The 20,473-nt window shown below is 38.7% G+C and carries 11 protein-coding genes; 8 read left to right on the plus strand and 3 right to left on the minus strand.

Annotated elements, in window-relative coordinates:
- The 4 genes from ACP6PK_RS26775 to ACP6PK_RS26790 all read left to right on the plus strand — a co-directional run.
- Positions 1–1,711, plus strand: a 1,711-nt coding sequence (locus ACP6PK_RS26775) for a calcium-binding protein (RefSeq protein WP_426564191.1), incomplete at its 5' end; no start/stop codon positions are given.
- A 305-nt stretch (positions 1,712–2,016) separates the two neighbouring features.
- Positions 2,017–2,265, plus strand: coding sequence for a hypothetical protein (locus ACP6PK_RS26780; RefSeq protein ID WP_426564193.1), 249 nt, complete (start codon positions 2,017–2,019; stop codon positions 2,263–2,265).
- Positions 2,262–2,525, plus strand: a complete 264-nt coding sequence (locus ACP6PK_RS26785) for a hypothetical protein (RefSeq protein WP_426564195.1) — start codon at positions 2,262–2,264, stop codon at positions 2,523–2,525. The genes ACP6PK_RS26780 and ACP6PK_RS26785 overlap by 4 nt, the downstream gene beginning before the upstream one ends.
- Positions 2,526–2,543: 18 nt before the next feature.
- On the plus strand, positions 2,544–4,649 hold the full coding sequence (locus ACP6PK_RS26790; protein WP_426564197.1) for a hypothetical protein: 2,106 nt from the start codon (positions 2,544–2,546) through the stop codon (positions 4,647–4,649).
- Between the two features lie 88 nt (positions 4,650–4,737).
- On the opposite strand, the gene ACP6PK_RS26795 is transcribed toward ACP6PK_RS26790, so the two are convergent.
- Both ACP6PK_RS26795 and ACP6PK_RS26800 read right to left on the minus strand, forming a co-directional pair.
- Complete coding sequence (locus ACP6PK_RS26795; RefSeq protein WP_426564199.1) at positions 4,738–5,109, minus strand: cyclic nucleotide-binding domain-containing protein; 372 nt, start codon at positions 5,107–5,109, stop codon at positions 4,738–4,740.
- Between the two features lie 481 nt (positions 5,110–5,590).
- Positions 5,591–7,225: an alpha-D-glucose phosphate-specific phosphoglucomutase gene (locus tag ACP6PK_RS26800; RefSeq protein WP_426564200.1), complete on the minus strand. Its 1,635-nt coding sequence runs from the start codon at positions 7,223–7,225 to the stop codon at positions 5,591–5,593.
- Positions 7,226–7,560: 335 nt separating this feature from the next.
- Between ACP6PK_RS26800 and ACP6PK_RS26805 the strand changes: the two genes are divergently transcribed.
- Positions 7,561–10,413 (plus strand): DUF4347 domain-containing protein, encoded by a 2,853-nt coding sequence (locus ACP6PK_RS26805; RefSeq protein WP_426564202.1) that lies wholly within the window; start codon positions 7,561–7,563, stop codon positions 10,411–10,413.
- A gap of 523 nt (positions 10,414–10,936) precedes the next feature.
- Here ACP6PK_RS26805 and metH read toward each other — a convergent pair.
- Positions 10,937–14,515: a methionine synthase gene (gene metH, locus ACP6PK_RS26810; protein ID WP_426564208.1), complete on the minus strand. Its 3,579-nt coding sequence runs from the start codon at positions 14,513–14,515 to the stop codon at positions 10,937–10,939.
- 527 nt (positions 14,516–15,042) lie between these two features.
- Between metH and ACP6PK_RS26815 the strand changes: the two genes are divergently transcribed.
- The 3 genes from ACP6PK_RS26815 (at position 15,043) to ACP6PK_RS26825 (ending at position 20,237) form a co-directional block, all read left to right on the plus strand.
- Positions 15,043–17,565 carry a hybrid sensor histidine kinase/response regulator gene (locus ACP6PK_RS26815; protein ID WP_426564204.1) on the plus strand — a complete coding sequence of 841 codons (2,523 nt, stop codon included), beginning with the start codon at positions 15,043–15,045 and terminating at the stop codon, positions 17,563–17,565.
- A 4-nt stretch (positions 17,566–17,569) separates the two neighbouring features.
- Positions 17,570–18,895, plus strand: a complete 1,326-nt coding sequence (locus ACP6PK_RS26820) for a hybrid sensor histidine kinase/response regulator (protein WP_426564206.1) — start codon at positions 17,570–17,572, stop codon at positions 18,893–18,895.
- A 469-nt stretch (positions 18,896–19,364) separates the two neighbouring features.
- Positions 19,365–20,237 carry a PhzF family phenazine biosynthesis protein gene (locus ACP6PK_RS26825; protein ID WP_426564210.1) on the plus strand — a complete coding sequence of 291 codons (873 nt, stop codon included), beginning with the start codon at positions 19,365–19,367 and terminating at the stop codon, positions 20,235–20,237.
- The last annotated feature ends 236 nt before the right edge of the window (positions 20,238–20,473 follow it).

Consider the following 20,473-nt stretch of genomic DNA (forward strand, 5'->3'; position numbering starts at 1 on the left):
TGATGGCGACTTGGATGCTTTTGTGGGAGAATGGCGGGGCGATATCTTTTATTTTAAAAACACTGGAAGTGTTGGCAGCCCTAGCTTTGACGCAGCCAAAACTAACCCCTTTAATCTCACAAATGTTGGAGACGAAAGCAAGCCCACCTTTGCCGATCTCGATAATGATGGCGACTTGGATGCTTTTGTGGGAGAATGGCGGGGCGATATCTTTTATTTTGAAAACCAGCCGGTCACACCTAACACTCCCCCTACTATCACCTCCAGCGATAACCCTAGCGTAGCCGAAAACACCACAGATGCTATCACGGTACAAGCAACAGATCCTGATGGCGACAATATCACCTACAGTATTAGTGGTGGAGAAGACCAAGCATTGTTTGGTATAGACTCATTAACTGGTGCAGTCACTTTCAAGGTCGCTCCCGACTTTGAAAATCCTACAGATAACAGTGGTGACAACAACTATCAAATAGAAGTAACTGCTAACGATGGTACGACGGGCAGCACCTCTCAAGCTATTACTATTACTGTTACTGATGAAAATGAAACTCCTACTATCAACTCCAGCAACTCCGCTAATGTTGCCGAAAACACCACAAATGCTATCACGGTACAAGCCACAGATGCGGATGGCGACAATATCACCTACAGTATTAGTGGTGGAGAAGACCAAGCATTATTTGGTATAGACACGGACACTGGTTTAGTCACTTTCAAGGTCGCTCCCGACTTTGAAAATCCTACAGATAACGGTGGTGACAACAACTATCAAATAGAAGTAACTGCCAATGATGGCAATGCGGACAGTACCCCTGAAGCTATTACTATTACTGTTACTGATGAAAATGAAACTCCTACTATCAACTCCAGCAACTCCGCTAATGTTGCCGAAAACACCACAAATGCTATCACGGTACAAGCCACAGATGCGGATGGCGACAATATCACCTACAGTATTAGTGGTGGAGAAGACCAAGCATTATTTGGTATAGACACGGACACTGGTTTAGTCACTTTCAAGGTCGCTCCCGACTTTGAAAATCCTACAGATAACGGTGGCGACAACAACTATCAAATAGAAGTAACTGCTAACGATGGTACAGCGGACAGCACCTCTCAAGCTATTACTATTACTGTTACTGATGAAAATGAAACTCCTACAATGGAAGGAACTACTGGTAGCGATAGATTCCGAGGTACTAACAATGCAGAAAATTACTCAGCATTAGATGGTCACGACAGAGTTTACGGTTACGGTGGTGCAGACAACCTAGATGGGGGTGACGGCAACGACATAGTTTATGGCGGTAACGATGATGACATCCTCAGTGGAGGTGTAGGTCACGATCGCCTCAACGGAGACAATGGTAACGACCTACTCTTGGGTAATGATGGCAACGATATCCTCAACGGTGGTGCAGGAGATGATACCTTGAATGGAGGTGCAGGGAGCGACAGATATGTTGGCGGTGCAGGAGCGGATACATTTATCATTGGTCTGGGATTGGGTGTAGACTTGATTCAACGGTTTGAGGATAGCACAGATATTATTGAATTAGAAGGTATAGATTTTGCTGACTTAGATATTGTTAAGAGTGGCAGCTCGACTTTGATAAAGGTTGCTGCGACTGGGGAAGCTTTGGCTAGTTTGTCGGGTATTGATGTTGGTTTGGTTGGTGCGGATGATTTTAGTCAGAGCGTAATCTAATCCGCCTTCGCCATGACACGAGGGCGTCATTGCGAGGCGATCGCTCCCTCAAGTTGATTATTGAACAACAGCTTAAGGGAGCTGAAGCAATCTCTAACATGAGATGGCCACGGGGGGGAGAAAAATCCTAGTCAGAAAATCTCAGCTACCCACCCCCCTCGCCATGACAGGAGGGCGTCATTGCGAGGCGAAAACGGGAAAAGTTAATTATTAAACAACAGCTTAAGGGAGCCGAAGCAATCTCTAACATGAGACGGCGACAAGAAGACTGTCATTGCGAGGCGATCGCTCAATCAAGTTAATTATTGAGGGAAATATTAACTGAGCCAAAGCAATCTCATGGAAGAGATGGCCACGGGGGGGAGAAAAGTCCTAGTCAGAAAATCTCAGCTACCCACCCCCCTCGCCATGACAGGAGGGAGTCATTGCGAGGCGATAACCGAAAAAGTTCATTGTTAAACAACAGCTTAAAGGAGCCGAAGCAATCTCATGGAAGAGATGGCGACAAGAAGAGTGTCATTGCGAGGCGATCGCTCCCTCAAGTTAATTATTGAGGGAAATATTAACTGAGCCAAAGCAATCTCATGGAAGAGATGGCCACGGGGGGGAGAAAAGTCCTAGTCAGAAAATCTCAGCTACCCACCCCCCTCGCCATGACAGGAGGGAGTCATTGCGAGGCGATCGCTTAACGCACCCTACTCGACTACAAAAGAATAACCACAAAAATTTCTGGTGGAACCCACCCCTACGGCAACATTATTCTCTATTATTCGGATACAACGTTTCACCCGCCGTATCAATAGATAGACTTTAATTTGCCGCATCCACAATAATGAGTAACTTGTCCCAATTCACCGCTACCCTCACCAAAAATTTTGCTGCTGTTTGTACTATCCTAACCACAGCATACTCAAACCCAGTATTAGCAGAAACTCCCAAATGGTCTACCTCAGCAACAGACCTCGAAACCACAGCACCTTCATTAAATAAAAAGCCGAAAAATTCCACCCCAGACCCAGACTATATTATTCCGCCACGCATCGCTGCCGATGAAAAAATTAGCCCTCTAACCACAAGTTTACCTCTCAACGATATTCCCATTAGTCACCTGACGAAATGGCAGTTTAATACTTCCCAAAGTTTTGCCGACACTGCCAACAACGACACTTTTTTCAACGGCACTCTCAAACTTAATGGTAGAGTTATCGAAAGTTTAACCCGCGATAACATCTATACCGTAGACCAAAAAACCACTTACTTCCAACTGCGAAGTGTTCCCCTAGACAGAAAAGTTACCACCAGAACAATTGAACCTAGCACCCTCACCGGAACAGAAATTCAACTGAGTTTAACAGCAGCTTGCTTTTTTCCCGATGCTCCCAATGACGAACAATGTACCTATACCCCTGGTTTAGCTGTAGATCGCAACAGCATAGACCCAGAATTTTTAGTACCTACGCGCGTTTTCCAAAGTTCCCAAGTAGGAGATGTTGTCACACCAGAAACTTTAGCTTTTATGAAGTTGCCCGGTTTTCAAGGAGGAACTAGCAGTCAACCCATAGGAGTAGATTTGTATTTTCCCAATGCAGGTGCTTTTCCCGGAAACGCTCAATCTCAAAAAACCCAAATTGAACGAGAGGAAGAAAATGATTACACAATTTCTACCACAATGTCGCGAGTTCGTCAAGTGGTCAAAGCTAATGATACAGAAGCAGTTTTAGGACGGACAATTCATGGTTTTACTATGTTTTTTGATGATGAAAACCGGGGGTTAAATACAGCCATTCAAACAGCAGCGCAATTTTTACCCGATGTCATTCCCGACTTAAAAGGTAGTGAAAATTCTGTCAACTCTAATATTAACCGTTATTTATTTTTAGCTGCTAATAATACTCGTCTACCTAGTAGCAGTTTTACCATCTATTCCGCAGGAGTGGGAAGAGCAAAAAGTTTAACACCTGATGTTACTAGCTTAAGGCAAGTTCCCAAAGGAAATTATCATAGTATTTGGTTAGGTCTTTCTCCAAACATTGACCGCAGTATTAACGAAGGTCGGACATTCTACGACCCTACTGGTCCACAAGTAGCGATCGCCAGTGGTGGAGCAGAAGGTGGAGCAGAGAGCAATGTGGAATTAGAGTCAGCAGTTAATCAAGGTAAATTTTCTACTGCCAACCTGCAAGATTTTCATGCCCAAGTATATCTCAGCTTTTTACAACAAGATGCTAACTTTGTCAGAGAAAGTATTTATCGGGAAGAAACGAGTTATTCTCCTCATCTGAGCTTTACGGGAAATTGGACGGGTACTCAAGATGTTTTGCGTTATTATACTGGTGTTATTGCTTCTGAAAAACCCAAGTTCTACCTGGGTGGTGATTATACAAAAAGCATGGTAAATGGTTGGAGTTTTCGCGCTGGTGGAATTGGGTATATTAACCCAGACCGAGATTATTATAGTCAACTTTTTGGGAATGTCGCTAAAAGATTTCGTATTAGTAAAAATGCTAATTTTAGCTTATCAACATTCTTCAATTATGCTATAGATAGAGATACTAGAATTGGAGATATTATCAACAATTCACCTGCCAGCGAACTTGCTGCTAGCGCTCGTTTAAATTGGGGAATTGCTTCTGTTGGAGTCACCTATTATTTTGGTGATATTCTGCCTAATTCTTTTGAAGACAGGTTATTGTTAGAGTTTAGTATTCGTCCGCTCAAGAATATTACTTTCTCTGGTTATGTTGCGGCAGTTGATGAAACTTCTAATCGCTCTGTTTATGGTGCTAGTTTAACTTGGCGACTTAAGAATAAAAATAATAGTCCGACTCTATCTTTGAGTTGGAAAAATCAAGAATATGATTATGGTCAAGATCCTTTTGGAAATAATCTCACAGTAAATGATAATACCTTTACAGTCTTATTTCGTGTTGGGAAGTAGTGTCAGTGCAGTAGTAGACTGATACTACTAAAATAGTGAAATAGTAGGGGCAATTTGTGAATTGCCCGTACAGATAGGGTTAGAACAACTAGAGAGAACGCTTTAAGCGACGCAGGCGATCGGAATAACTCCTAATTACATAAAGAGCAAACATAGGTGTTTCCTGAACTACAAATAAAAACCGTTCTTGGTCAAGATAAGCTAATTTACATTCTGTTTTAGCAATAGCAGTAGAAGCGCGAGTATGTTCTTCATGTACTAAAGCTCCCTCTCCAAAAACATCACCTGTTTTTATTGTTTCAATAACTTGACCATTAACAAATAATTCAACCACCCCTTCAATAATTCCATACATTACATCACCTTTTTTTCCATCTTCAAAAATTACATCACCTGGATAAAAAGTTTGATGTTCTGGTTGTTTCTGAAATAACTCTACAGTTTTTGCTGGTTCGAGCATAACTATGTAACTCCTATATCAATTTAATTAAGTAGTTGTCCGTTTAAGAATTTCCTAGTTGAGATACGGAACAGTGAAGACTTAACAATGAATAATGAATAATATACCTCTCCAGAAAAGAGGGAGCAGGGAGCAGGGAGAAATAATTTGCAATTTCTATGGGATAATTGATTTTATTTTTGATTATTGGAGATGTCTAATCAAAACTATCTCTAATTAGGGCTTGCTGATTAATTCTCGCACGCATTGAAATATAAAGGTAATTGTCTTTTTTCTGTTGAGAAAAGTATCAGGTTTTCAGCTCTTTATGCACGGTTCCCGAAAAATCAAAAAGTTAGGATCAAAGGCTGACAAGCACAGAAAAATCAAGGTTAAATTACTCCTCCTACTTTATCTGTCTCGCCACCCTCCCCACACTCTGCTTTTTTCAGTAAACCCTAATTATCAATTATCCATTATCCATTATCCATTATCCATTAAATTAGGTAATTACAGTTGGTTTTTCCCTACCTGTAAGATTCTTAATTTGAGCAATTTCATCTGCTAAACTAATTAGAGAAGATAAAGCTTCCTGAGTATCTTGGTCTTGTTTGCTAGTATCTGGTTCATAACTTTCAACATACAAACGTAGAGTTGCTCCCTGAGTTCCTGTTCCTGAAAGTCGGAACACAATGCGAGAACCATCTGTAAAACCAATACGAATACCCTGTTTCTGACTCACGCTACCATCTATTGGGTCTGTATAGCTAAAATCATCGGCATATTTTACCTCATATTCACCATATTGTTTTCCTGGCAAAGAAGGTAATAGGGAACGTAAATTGTCCATCAAAGTATTAGCCTTATCACTTTCTACCCCTTCATAGTCATGGCGAGAATAATAATTCCGACCGTAAGTTTTCCAGTGTTCCTTAACAATATCTTCCACTGACTCTTGTCGTACTGCCAAAATATTCAACCAGAAAAATACTGCCCAAAGTCCGTCTTTTTCGCGTATATGATTAGAACCTGTACCAAAGCTTTCCTCACCACAAAGAGTAGCTTTATCCGCATCTAATAAATTACCAAAAAATTTCCAACCAGTAGGAGTTTCATAACAGTTAATACCCATTTTCTCTGCTACTCGATCTGGTGCTTCAGAAGTTGGCATGGAACGCGCAATACCAGCTAAACCAGAACTATATCCAGGAACTAATTTAGCATTAGCAGCTAATATTGCTAAACTATCGCTAGGAGTAACAAAGAAATTCTTACCTAAAACCATGTTGCGATCGCCATCCCCATCAGAAGCAGCACCAAAGTCAGGAGCATTATCGCCAAACATGATTTTTACCAAGTCGTGAGCATAGACTAAATTAGGGTCTGGATGTCCACCACCAAAATCTTCGAGAGGCATACCATTTTGTACTGTTCCTGCGGGAGCGCCTAACCGTTGCTCAAAAATATCTTTCGCATAAGGTCCCGTTACAGCGTTTAATGAGTCCATACACATCCGAAACTTACCAGACTTTAGCAGTTCCGATATTTTGCCAAAATCAAACAATGATTCCATCAATTCAGCATAGTCTGCTACAGAGTCAATAACTTCTACAGTCATTTCCCCTAATTTCTGACTACCTAGTTGGTCTAAGTTAATATCTGTAGCTTCGATAATTTTGTAGCTATCTATAACTTTACTGCGTTCATAGATGGCACTTGTAACTTTTTCGGGAGCGGGGCCACCATTACCGATATTGTACTTAACACCAAAGTCCTCTTCTGGTCCACCTGGGTTGTGACTAGCAGAAAGGATTATACCACCAAAGGCTTGATTTTTACGAATGATGCAGGAAGCAGCAGGGGTAGAAAGAATCCCACCTTGACCCACTAAGATTCGACCTACTCCATTAGCAGCAGCCATTTTCAGAATTATTTGAATTGCCTGACGGTTGTAATAGCGACCATCACCACCAAGCACAAATGTTTGACCAGAAAAATTTTCTAGACTATCAAAAATAGACTGAATAAAGTTTTCTAGGTAGTGGGGTTGTTTAAAAGTTGGCACTTTTTTGCGGAGTCCGGAAGTGCCTGGTTTTTGGTCGCTAAATGGTTTGGTTACAACTGTTTGTACATTCATGGTTTATCGTAATTTAACAACTGTATCTACATATCAGTTATCAGTTATCAGTTATCAATTTCTCTTAATTTTAACTTTTAACTTTTAACTTTTGACTTACTTCTGCAAGAAATCTATTGTTTCTGTTTTAATTTTTACACCAAATATGGCACCTTAGAAAAACTAATTTTTTGGTGTTGAGTAAATGTGCTTATGGTTAAGTTTAGGTTAACAAAATCAATCATTATTTGTAGCTCCAAAAATATAAAACTTTAATAAAGAAAAACTGGTTGCAATCGCATAAGTGTTAATATATGTATTATTTTTTTCCGGTACTTAAAAACCGTTTTAAAATTATGAATCAAAGCAAACTATTATTCATCGACTCCAAGGTAGAAAATTATGATCGCCTCATCTCACAAGTTGACCCTCAGACAAAAATAGTTATTCTGAAACCAAATCAAAATGGTATAAAGCAAATATCTAAAAGTCTGAGTGAATGCTCTGATGTGGATACAGTTCATATTATTTCTCATGGAGCAAAGGGAGCTTTGTATCTGGGAAACAGTATCCTGAAAAACGACAATATTCATCTATATGCTAAAAGTATTCAGCAGTGGGGCAAATGTTTGTCTGCTGAGGCGGAAATATTGATTTATGGTTGTCAGGTAGCAAATGGTAAGGAAGGTAAAGAATTTGTCCGACAACTGCATCAACTCACAGGAGCAAATATTGCTGCTTCGGAAACACTGACTGGAAATGTTAGTAGAGGTGGTAACTGGAATTTAGAAGTAATATTTGGTCAACTTAAGTCAGCGTTGGCATTTACACCGGAAGTTAGGACAAGTTATGCCGGGGTGTTGGCAAATATTGTGGTGGATACTACTAATGATGTAGTGGATGATAGTGATGATGTTACTTCTTTGCGGGAAGGAATTATTCAGGCTAACAGTACCCCGGAAGATGATATTATTCAACTGACAGCAGGATCAACATATAATTTGACTATCTCAGGGAGTGACGAAGATGCTGCTGTTACCGGAGATTTAGATATTGTTGGTGGTGGTGGAGAAATCACAGTTATTTCACAAGGAGAGGAAAAAGCTGTTGTTGATGCGGGGGGTGAAACTGGAATAGGCGATCGGGTGTTTCATGTTTTGTCAGATGCTGCTCTACAGTTGGAAAATGTTGAGGTAACTGGTGGGTTTGTAACTAATGGTTCTGGTGGAGGAATTTCCAACTCAGGTTCACTTACTATGAACAACAGCACTGTAAGTGGAAACTTAGAAGATTTTTTGAGTGATGGTGGTGGAGGTATCCATAATACAGGTACAGCTAATATCACCAACAGCACTGTTAGCGACAACTCAGCATTTTATGGCGGAGGGATCTACAACACAGGTACAGCTAATATCAGCGACAGCACTATTAGTGGTAATTTTAGTAATACTGCTGGTGGAGGCATTTTAAACCGCTATGGCATCGTTACTATTAGTAACAGTAATATTAGTGGCAATTCGGCAGATTTTGACGGTGGAGGCATCCAAAACTCAGGTACAGCTAACATCAGCGACAGCAGTATTAGTGATAATTCAGCAGGTGTGGGCGGAGGAGCCTCAAACTTTTTAGGCACAATTAGTATCACCAACAGCACTATTAGTGGTAATTCAGCGTCTAACGGTGGTGGTATAGGCAACTACTCAGGTGGTTTTGAAAGCGACTCAGGTATAGCTAATATTAGCAATAGCACTATTAGCAATAATTCAGCAGATACAGGAGGTGGTATCTACAACTCAAATACAATCAATATAACCAACAGCACTATTAGCAATAATTCAGCAGAACGCCTTGGTGGTGGTATTAACAACTTAGGTACAGCTAATATAAGTGACAGCACTATTAGTGATAATACTGCTACTCGTGGTGGTGGTATCAGAAACTCAGATGGTACAGCTAGTATTAGCAATAGCACTATTAGTGGTAACTCAACATTCTTTTATGGTGGAGGTATCTACAACTTAGGTGCTACAGCTATTATTAACAACAGCACTATTAGTGGCAATTCAGCTTCTAACGGTGGTGGTGGCGGTATCGGCAACCTTGGTGTAGCTAGCATTAGCAACAGTACCATTACTAATAATGAAGCTCCTTCCAACTTAGGAAGTGGTATTCTCCAAAAAGCAGCAGAACTTTATGATAACACTAACTACACCTTCTTCACCTTTGACGCCAATACCACTGTAACCTCTAGCATTATCTCTGGTAATATCAACAGTGACGTTGACTCTGTAGAAAGTAACAATACTCTTATCAGTGGCGACAATAATCTTATAGGTACAGGTAACGCCATCAATGACTTTAATGCTAACAACGACCAAATAGGTATAACTGACCCTCTACTTGGAGACCTGGCTGACAATGGAGGTCCTACCTTAACCCATTTACCTCTCTCCAATAGTCCCGCCATTGATGCAGGTAGTAACCCTAACAACCTTAATACAGACCAACGAGGAGAACAAAGATTTGTAGGTAGGGCAGTTGATATTGGTGCAGTGGAAGTGCAAACTTCACAAATTACTGGCACTTCTGAAAGCGAATTCCTCAATGGCACAAATGAAAATAATACCATGACAGGTTTGGCAGGCAATGACACTATAGATGGTCGTGGTGGTGATGACCAAATTATCGGTAGTCGAGGTAGCGACTCTCTCTATGGAAAAGACGGCAATGATACCCTCCAAGGTCGTATTGGCAACGATCGCCTCTTTGGCGGTAATGGTGATGACTCTCTTATTGGTGGTCAGGGGCGCGATCGCTTTAATGGTGGTGTAGGCGACGACACTCTCACTGGTGGAGCAAGTATTGACCGCTTTATTTTCAATACCAATCAAGAATTTACTCCAGAAGATGTGGGAGTAGATACCATCACCGACTTTGCTCCTGGAAGAGATATAATTCTGCTAGATAAAAGTACATTTACTGCTATTACCAGTGATTCAGGAACAGGTTTCAGTGTCAATGCTGAATTTGCCATAGTTACCAGTGATGCAGAGGCAGAAACCTCAGCAGCATTCATTGTTTACAACAGCAACAATGGTAAATTATTCTACAATGTTAATGGTATAGAAGCCGAATTTGGCAGTGGTGGTGAATTTGCTAATCTGAGTAATATTGCATCTATCAGTGAGGATGATTTCTTCCTGAGATGATCAAATCTCAACTTAAAATAATATTACAGTGATTTTGATTTTGGTAGACCATAGTAGGGAGGTTTCATGGAACGTCTCTACTGGTTTTTAGTTGTGACGTGAGGTGATCAATTTGAAAAGGGCTGTAAAATCCCCTACTTATAGAAAAATAGAAAGGGTAAAAGCCAAGAAGTTTAGTCAGAAGGAGTCAGGTTGAAATTAACGTCACCGAATTTGTAGGGGCGGGTTTCACCAGAAGCTTTTGTACGCAATTCAGTTATTCATCTAAACCCGCCCCCCATGCCGTGAGGTTTGGGGGCGAGTTTACCTAATTAATGTGTTATCCCAATAATCCCGGTTTGAAACCCGCCCCTACATGATTTATTCACCAGTTATTCATCACTATTATCTATATCCATACTGTCTTTGAGTGGCGATCGCGAACTCATAAACCCGGTTTCTTGAAGAAACCGGGTTTCTTGTAGCGGGGGATAAGCACCCCACTCCTTCCTCCTCTTCCCTCCTGTCTCCTGACTCCTCCTAATTACGCACTAAAATATTTCGCCACAGGATGATAAGTAATAATCGCTGTCGTAGACTGCTCAGGATAAAGCTGCTCGCTTTCATCCATATACATATCAATCCTTTTCACATCCAACAAATCTAACTGTTTATACTGATCCTGCATATTCGGGCAAGCGGGATAACCGAAACTATAACGGGAACCTTGATAACGCTGTTTCAGAATATCCTTAATATTATCCGCATCCTCTGCACCGAAACCTAACTCCCGGCGAATACGAGCGTGTAACCATTCTGCCATCGCTTCCGCAGTTTGCACCGCCATACCGTGGAAATACAAATACTCTGTATATTCATCGGCAGCAAACAACTTCTGTGCAAATTCAGTCGCTATTTCTCCTACTGTTACAGCGTGCATCGGGAACACATCAATAATTCCGGAATCCTTGGGAGCAAAGAAGTCTGCAATACATAACCGTCGTCCTGACTTTTGCCGTGGAAACTCAAAACTGTTGACAACTGTTGTCGCTTTACCAGTCTGAGTCACTTCCTCTGAGTCATAAATGAAAAGTGTATTTCCTTCTGCTTGACAAGGGAAATAACCATAAATTGCTTGGGGATACAGCAACTTCTCTTCAATTACCCGTGATTTCCAATTTTCCAGAATCGGATAAACTTTCTCTGCTAAAAAGGCATCATACTCTTCCCGTGGTTGTCCTTGGGGTTTGCGGAATTGCCATTGCCCTGCCATCAACGCTTGCAAGTCTAAATACCAGAATAAGTCCTCAAATGGCATATCTTCTGGTTGTAATAACTTGGTTCCCCAGAATGGAGGAGTCGGGCGAGGGATATCTACTGCTACATCATCAGAACGCCGAGTATCTATCACAACTGGTTCAGCAGGTTTAGTTTCCTCTTTTTCTTCAGACTTAGCAGTAGCAGCTTTACCATTACCATTACCATTACCATTACCATTACCGTTACCGTTTTCTTCGGCAAACTCACCTAAAAATCCTTTAATGTCATCCCACTGATTTTCTGATTTTGCTGGCATCAACTTATCCATGAAATTCAAGTCGGAAAAAGCATCTTTACCATAAACTACTTTACCTTTGTAGGTGTTTTGGCAATCTTGATGGACGAATTTCGGAGTTAAAGCAGCACCACCTAAAATCACGGGTACGGTAATACCTTCTTCGTTAAATGTTTCCAAGTTATCTTTCATAAATGCCGTTGACTTCACCAATAAACCACTCATGGCGATACAGTCAGCATTATGTTCGCGGTAGGCAGCAATAATATTATCGACTGGTTGTTTAATTCCTAAATTAATTACCCGATAACCGTTGTTGGAAAGAATGATATCCACGAGATTTTTACCAATATCGTGAACGTCTCCTTTAACAGTAGCAATAAGGAAAGTTCCCTTAGAATTATCCTCACCAGCCTCCTCTGCTTCCATGAAAGGTTGTAGATAAGCAACTGCTGCTTTCATAGTTTGAGCAGACTGCAATACAAATGGTAATTGCATTTGCCCAGAACCGAATAATTCTCCCACTACTTTCATGCCGTCTAATAAATAGACGTTGATAATATCTAGTGGCGGATATTTTTCTAAAGCTATTGCCAAAGCATCCTCTAAACCGATACGTTCCCCATCAATAATATGTTGTTTTAAACGTTCTTCAATTGGTAAATTTTGTGTAGCAGAACGGTCTTTTTTAGTTGTTTTACCCTGGAACATTGTTGTTAACTCAGCCAGAGGATCGTAAGTACAAATATCCCCATCAAATTCTCGTTGGTCATATATTAGTTTCCGACAGACTTCTTGATGTTCTGGTTCAATTTTTGACATGGGTAAAATCTTACTGGCACTAACAATAGAACCATCCAAACCTACTGCCATTGCTTCATGCAAAAATACCGAGTTCAACACTTGTCTTGCTGCGGGATTTAAACCGAACGAAATGTTAGAAACCCCAAGCATTATATGACAACCTGGTAATTCTTCTCGAATCCTTTTAATAGATTCAATTGTGGCTTTTCCATTTTCCCTATCCTCTTCAATACCTGTAGAAACTGGCAAAGCTAAAGTATCAAAGAACAATTCATGGGCAGGAATGCCATACTCTATTGCTGCATCATAAGCTCGTTTAGCTATTTCAAATTTTTTATCGGCCGTCCGAGCCATGCCATCCTCATCGATGGTTCCAACTACCACACCAGCACCATATTTTTTCGCCAATTCTAATACTTTAAAAAAACGAGGTTCTCCATCTTCATAGTTAGTAGAATTGAGCAAACATTTACCGCCAGCAACTTTTAAACCAGCCTCCATTTTTTCCCATTCAGTCGAGTCTAACATCAGAGGCAAATTAACATTTGTGACTAAACGAGATGCTAATTCGTGCATATCTTTAACCCCATCGCGCCCCACATAATCAACGTTAACATCAAGAATATGTGCCCCTTCTTTTACCTGAGATTTTGCTAAGGCAACTAAGCCATCCCAGTCTTCATTATTGAGTAAAGTTCGACATTTTTTAGAACCACTAGCATTCAATCTTTCCCCAACAATTAAGAATGAGTTATCTTGTTCGTAAGTTTCGGAAGAATAGATAGAAGCTGCTGATGGAATATAGTTATATTCTCGTTCTTTTGGTTGGAGAGTTTCAGTAATTTCAGATAATGCTTTAATATGGTCTGGACGAGTACCGCAACAACCGCCGATAACCTGTACTCCCAGGTCTTCAACGAAGTGCATTAATGCCATTTTTAACTCTATTGGAGTTAATTTGTAGTGAGCTTGTCCGCCGATATTTTCTGGCAAACCAGCATTAGGAATACAAGAAATAACAAAAGGAGAATTTTCTGACAAATAACGAATATGTTCCTTCATTAAATCAGGACCAGTGGCACAATTTAATCCTAAAATATCAATAGAATAAGGTTCTAAAATTGTCACAGCAGCATTAATTTCTGAACCGACTAACATAGTGCCAAAAGATTCCATAGTTATTGACACCATGATGGGGCGACGTTCGCCTTTTTTCGCAAAGGTTTCTTCTATACCATTTAAAGCAGCTTTTATTTGCAAAACATCCTGACAAGTTTCCACCAGAAATAAATCTACTCCCCCATCCCAAAGACCTTCTGCTTGTTCCGCAAAACCATCTTTTAAGGTGTCAAAATCAATATGTCCGAGGGTAGGTAATTTAGTTCCTGGCCCCATTGACCCGGCAACAAATCGAGGCTTTTCGGGGGTAGAAAATTCAGCAGTGACAGACTTTGCTAATTCGGCTGCTGTTTTATTTAGATAATAAGCTTTGTCTGATAAATCGTATTCTGCTAAGACAATTTTTGTCCCACCAAATGTATCAGTTTCTATCACATCTGCACCTGCTGCGAGAAAGTCTCGGTGGACTTTGGCTACTGCTTCTGGTTTAGTGTGGACCAAGTATTCATTACAACCTTCATATTCTGCACCGCCGAAATCTTCAGCCGTTAATTCTTGGACTTGTAGGTTAGTACCCATTGCCCCATCAAAGACTATGACTGGTCGTTCTGGACTATGGAGACGATTTAAAAATGAGCTGTTCATCATTGTGTGTTTATATTTTCTTTAGGTGTTAATATTTATACTACTCTTTTCAGAGTTTGAAAGCAATTTATTTTGTCTATGATAATATGTATTTTGGGGTGTTAAGTAAGTCAGCATAGATAAATATAAGACTAAGAAACAGGTTTCCTATGTTCAATAATGGATAATTGATAATGGATAATTGATAATTACCTCCCCCTAAAAGGAAGAGGATTGAATAAAAGGAAAATTTTTTCTTGTTTCTCCTTTCAAGGAGAGGCTTTAAACCTTTATTTTTCGGTAATAATTGTCTATTGCATATTCCCAAATTAGCCGTTCCTTCTCTGATGTGTTTTGTTTTTTATTTTATATATCCACTTATAGCAATTATCAATTTATTAATAAATTGATAATTGCTATAAGTTATATCACTACAACGCTCACTAATTTAATATCATTAATCATCATAAATACTGATTTTACTTGGCAAGAAATACTTAAAAAAAATGATGAAATAATTTTTTTTAATAAAAAATCATGAAACAGCTATGACTATAATTGAGCAACTACCACAAATTAAGATTTGGCAAAGGATAAAAATTTGGTGGCAAAATAACCTAAAAGATGAGAAATCAAGTCGCAACTTTATGTTACGTTTCTTGGTCGGCAGTACAACTTTATTAGTCAGTATTTCTGCTTTTTATAGTTATAAAGTTGTACGAAATTTGATTCTAGATAATTTGAAAGAAAATGCTTTGTTGGAAGTACAATTAGGAGTAGATGAAATCGATCAATGGTTGGCTAGTAGAAAAGTTGAAACACGCACTACTGCTAATACCCCAACTTTCCGAACTATGAACTGGTCAATAGTTGCACCTTTCTTAAAATCTAAACAATTGGAATCTGAGGATTTTTTATTTTTTGCGATGATTAATCCTGACGGTTCCTACTATACCAGTAAAGTAGGTAAAGCCAAAGCTAATATCAAAGACCGCAAGCATATTAAACTAGCAATAGCTGGAAAAGTCAATCTTTCCGATCCGGTCAATTCTCGTACCCTAAATACCCTAATGGTTTTTGTTGTTGCTCCTGTTTGGTCAGATTCTCCTAATATCAAAGATCCAATCGGAATTATGGCAGGTGCTATTCCAGTAGACCGGATGAGAGAAGTAGTGAATGGTTTGGAATATGGACCTAACAGTTATGCTTTTGCTCTTAATTCTCAGGGAAAGACAATATTTACGCCTCAGCAAGATATCAGCACCAATACCAAAAACCAAATTTCAAATTTTTTGTCATCCGAAAACCTTAACCAGCAGAATATTGCCATAAAAATGGTTGCCAAGGAAAGGGGAATGGAATTAGTAGAAATAGATCGGCAAAAGTTCTATATTGCCTATATCCCCATTAAAGAAGCAGACTGGTCTCTTGGGTTAATCATTCCTAGAGCAAATATTGAATCGCAACTAAGAGCATTAAATCTGATGGCATTGGTAGTCATCGGTTTAACTGTGACAATGATTATAGTTTTGCTAAAGGTACAGTCATTTGAGCAAAAGCAACTCAAAAAGACAAAAGAAGCTGCTGAAATTGCTAACCAAGCGAAAAGTGAGTTCCTTGCTAATATGAGTCATGAGTTACGCACTCCTCTCAATGGCATTCTCGGTTATACTCAAATTCTGCATCGTTCTCATTATTGGGGCGAAAAAGAACGTAGCGGTATTGAAATTATTCATCAATGTGGTAACCACTTGTTAACTCTGATCAATGATATTCTGGATATCTCTAAAATTGAAGCTCGGAAACTCGATCTGCAACCATACGATTTTCATTTTCCTTCTTTCTTGCAAGGAGTTGTAGAAATTATTCGGATCAAAGCAGATCAAAAAGGAATTCAGTTAATTTATCAATCAGATCCCAATTTACCCCAAGGTATAATTGCAGACGAAAAACGCTTGCGCCAAGTTTTAATTAATTTATTAGGTAATGCAGTCAAATTTACAGATACAGGTAAAGTTGTTTTTCAAGTGAATATGGATAATTCGAGTCAGAGTACAGAATTATCTGATAGCAACCAGCAGACAATATCTACTACTGACTCACATCTATCTACAACAATTAAATTTCAAATTCAAGATACGGGGGTTGGTATTCCAGAAAATAAGATTGATAATATCTTCAATCCCTTTGAACAAGTAGGAGACCAAGTTAAGCAATCTCAAGGAACAGGATTAGGGTTAGCTATTAGTAGTAAAATAGTTAAACTGATGGGTTCAAAGATTAAAGTAGAAAGTCAGTTGGATGTTGGCAGTACATTTTCCTTTGCAGTTAAATTTCCTCTGAGTCGTAACTGGGTACAATCAGTTTCTCATGTAGAGGGACAAAAAATTATTGGTTACGAAGGAGGAGAAAAAACTATTCTGGTTATTGACGATCGCTGGGAAAATCGCTCCGTACTGATTAATTTGCTTCAACCTATTGGTTTTATTACTGCGGAAGCAGAAAATGGTGCTGAGGGATTAGCAAAAATAGGGAAACTTCAGCCAGATTTAACTATTACAGATTTATATATGCCACTGATGGATGGTTTTAAGATGGTCAGGGAATTGCGCGAATCTGATGAACTAAAGCATTTAAAGGTGATTATCTCTTCAGCTTCTGTATCGAATATAGATCGCCAATACAGTCTTGATGCTGGCGGAGATGATTTTCTACCTAAACCTGTGAATGCAGAAGAACTGTTTAAAATGATAGAACGACATTTAGAAATTGAATGGAAATATCTTCAAACAGAAAATCTTGAAAATATGCAAATAATTTCCCAATCATCAGTTTCAGATGCAGCTACTGATAATTCTCAAATTGTATTTCCGCCACAGGAGGAGTTAGAAATATTACTCGACTTAGCAAGAAGGGGGAGCCTGAAAAAATTGACAGAAACAGCCGAAAAAATTCAGCAACTAGAACCAAAATATATTCCTTTTACTAAACCAATTTTGCAGTGGGCAGATGATTTTCAAGCTGATAAAATAGAAGATTTTCTAATGGATTTTTTAGATAAAAAGGAGTAAATTAATGTCGAGTTTATCCAATTCAGAATATATTTTAGTGATAGATGATACTCCAGCTAATCTGAAATTAATGGTTCAAACTTTAACGGATCAAGGATATGAAGTTAGTACAGCAATTAGTGGCGAACGAGCCTTAAAGCAAATTTCTTATGACTTGCCAGATTTAATATTATTAGATATACAAATGCCTGGTATTGATGGGTTTGAAACTTGTAAAAGGTTAAAGGAAAATCCTGAAACTAAAGATATTCCCATAATTTTTATGACTGCTCTTTCAGACAGTGAAAGTATAGTTAAAGGTTTTAGTTTGGGAGCCGTAGATTATATTACTAAACCATTTCAAGCAATTGAAGTTCTTGCCAGAATAAAAACTCACATAAATTTACAACAGTTAAGAAAGAATCTAGAAAAAGAAGTAGCGAAAAAAACTAATGAACTTACTCAAGCTTTAGAAGAGTTAAAAGAATCTCAAGCACAACTGATTCAAAAAGAAAAAATGTCAGCACTGGGAGAATTAATGGCAGGAATAGCCCATGAATTAAATAATCCTATTGGTGCAATTTCTAATAATTCTCAGCATCTAGAAAACTACATTAGAGATATTCTCCATTCCCTATTTCTTTATCAAAAATATTATCCTAATCCTGCTGAAGAAATTATTGAAAATGCTGAAGATGTTGATTTAGATTTTTTGATTCAAGATTTGCCGAATCTTATTAGTTCAATGAAGGCAGGTTCCGAAAGGATTAAATTTCTAAGTACATCTTTACGCACATTTTCTCGGAGTGAATTAAATAACGATCAAAAAGTTAGTTCTGTCGTTCATAACGATATTGATAGTACACTATTAATTCTGAATCATCGTCTTAAAGCAAACAGCTATCGTTCAGCCATTGAAGTAGTAAAAAAATATGGAGATGTGCCTGAGATTAAATGTCTTCCCGGACAATTAGCCCAGGTATTTATGAATCTGATTTCTAATGCTATTGATGCTATAGATGAGTTAGTTAAAAAAACAGGATGTGCTATGTTTAAATTCCAGCCTCAGATTATAATTTATAGTGGAATAAATGAGGAAAAAACAGGATTAATAATTAGAATTAAAGATAACGGTGTGGGAATGTCAGAAGAAGTTAAGGCAAAAATTTTTGATAAGCTTTTCACAACTAAAGCTGTAGGTAAAGGTACAGGTTTAGGATTATCTATTGCTTATAAAATTATGGTAATAAATCATAGTGGTAAGCTTTGGTGTGAGTCAACTTTAGGTAAAGGTTCAGAGTTTATTTTGGAGTTGCCAATGAAAGAAGGGAGTAGGGGAGTAGGGGAGTAGGGGAGTAGGGGAGTAAGGGAGTAGGGGAGTAGGGGGGTAGGGGAGTAGGGGAGATTGAAGTATAGATAAATTATCAATATATATATTATATATTGTATAATCGGGTTTTATTTTATATCAAGTTTCATTAATTATTCCTCTGGTGATTAAATATAAAAGCATTTACAAGAAATAAGGTGCATTTTTAGGTCTGAAATACCTTGGTTTTCAGCTCTTGATGCACCGTTCCCGAAAAATCAAAAAGTTAGCATTTCTGACCAAAGTTGGGTAAAAAAATTACTCCTGTAGGGACGTTGCACAGGCAAAAATGCGTTTTCCGTTCCGGAATGCTCCGCTTTCCATGTCGCGCAGCGTTTAATGTCAGCTCTTAGCTGAAAACGTCCCTACCTACTCCCCTACTCCCTACTCCCTACTCCCTTACTCCCCTACTCCCCTACTCCCCTACTCCCTATTCCGTAAAAAAAATATGATGAATTTTTACATTGTCGATGTATTTGCTGAAACTAAATATACTGGTAATCAATTAGCTGTATTTAGTGGTTCTGAAGTAGCTAATCTTTCTGATGAGGAAATGTTGCAAATTGCCAGAGAGATAAATTATTCAGAAACTACTTTTATTCTCTCTTCTGAACAACGAAATTGTGGTTATGATGTGCGAATATTTACTCCAGCTCAAGAATTGCCTTTTGCGGGGCACCCAACATTAGGAACTGCCTACATTATTCAGCGAGAAATTATTCAAAGTTTGGTGGAAAAAGTAGTTTTAAATTTGGCAGTAGGACAAATTCCTGTGAGTTGGAAAGATAATGTTTTATGGATGCGTCAGAATGTACCAACTTTTGCTGCAAAACATCAAGTTGAATCTTTAGCAGAAGTATTAAATTTAGAGGTAACTGATATTGATACAAAATTTCCTATTCAGGAAGTTTCGACGGGGATAGCTTTTATAATTGTGCCTTTGAAAACTTTGGCAGCTTTGAAAAAAGCTAAGGTGAATTTGGATAAATATTATCAGTTTATTCAAACAGCAAAGGCAACAGAAATTTTGATATTTTGCCCAGAGACATACAAAGATATTGATGATTTAAGCGTAAGAATGTTTGCGCCCTATTTAGGAATTACTGAAGACCCGGCTACAGGCAGTGCTAATGGTTGTTTAGCAGGATATTTGGCTGAGTATAATTATTTTAATCAGAGCAAAATTGATATTAGAGTAGAACAAGGATATGAAATTAATCGACCATCTTTATTATTGTTACAAGCTGAGAAAAAAACAGAGGAAATAGAAGTATTTGTAGGTGGAAATGTTGTGATGGTTGCTCAAGGAAAATTTGTTAGTTGAAAGGAAGAAGGAAGAAGGAAGAAGGAGGAAAGAGAATTTAGAAAGGTAATTATTTGTGAAAAAAACTGTAGGGGTTTGGTCTCCAAACCCTCCTCAAAATGGAATTGGAAAACCAAACCCCTAGGATAAAATTTGACAACCTACTTAGTATTGCGATAAATGTTTAAAGACTATTCCTCAAATCACGAGTCAGAAGGTAAGAGAATTTAGAAAGGTAATTATTTGTGAAAAAAACT

The organism is Dapis hubbardiae BLCC-M172 (assembly GCF_050016015.1).
GTDB lineage: Bacteria > Cyanobacteriota > Cyanobacteriia > Cyanobacteriales > Microcoleaceae > Trichodesmium.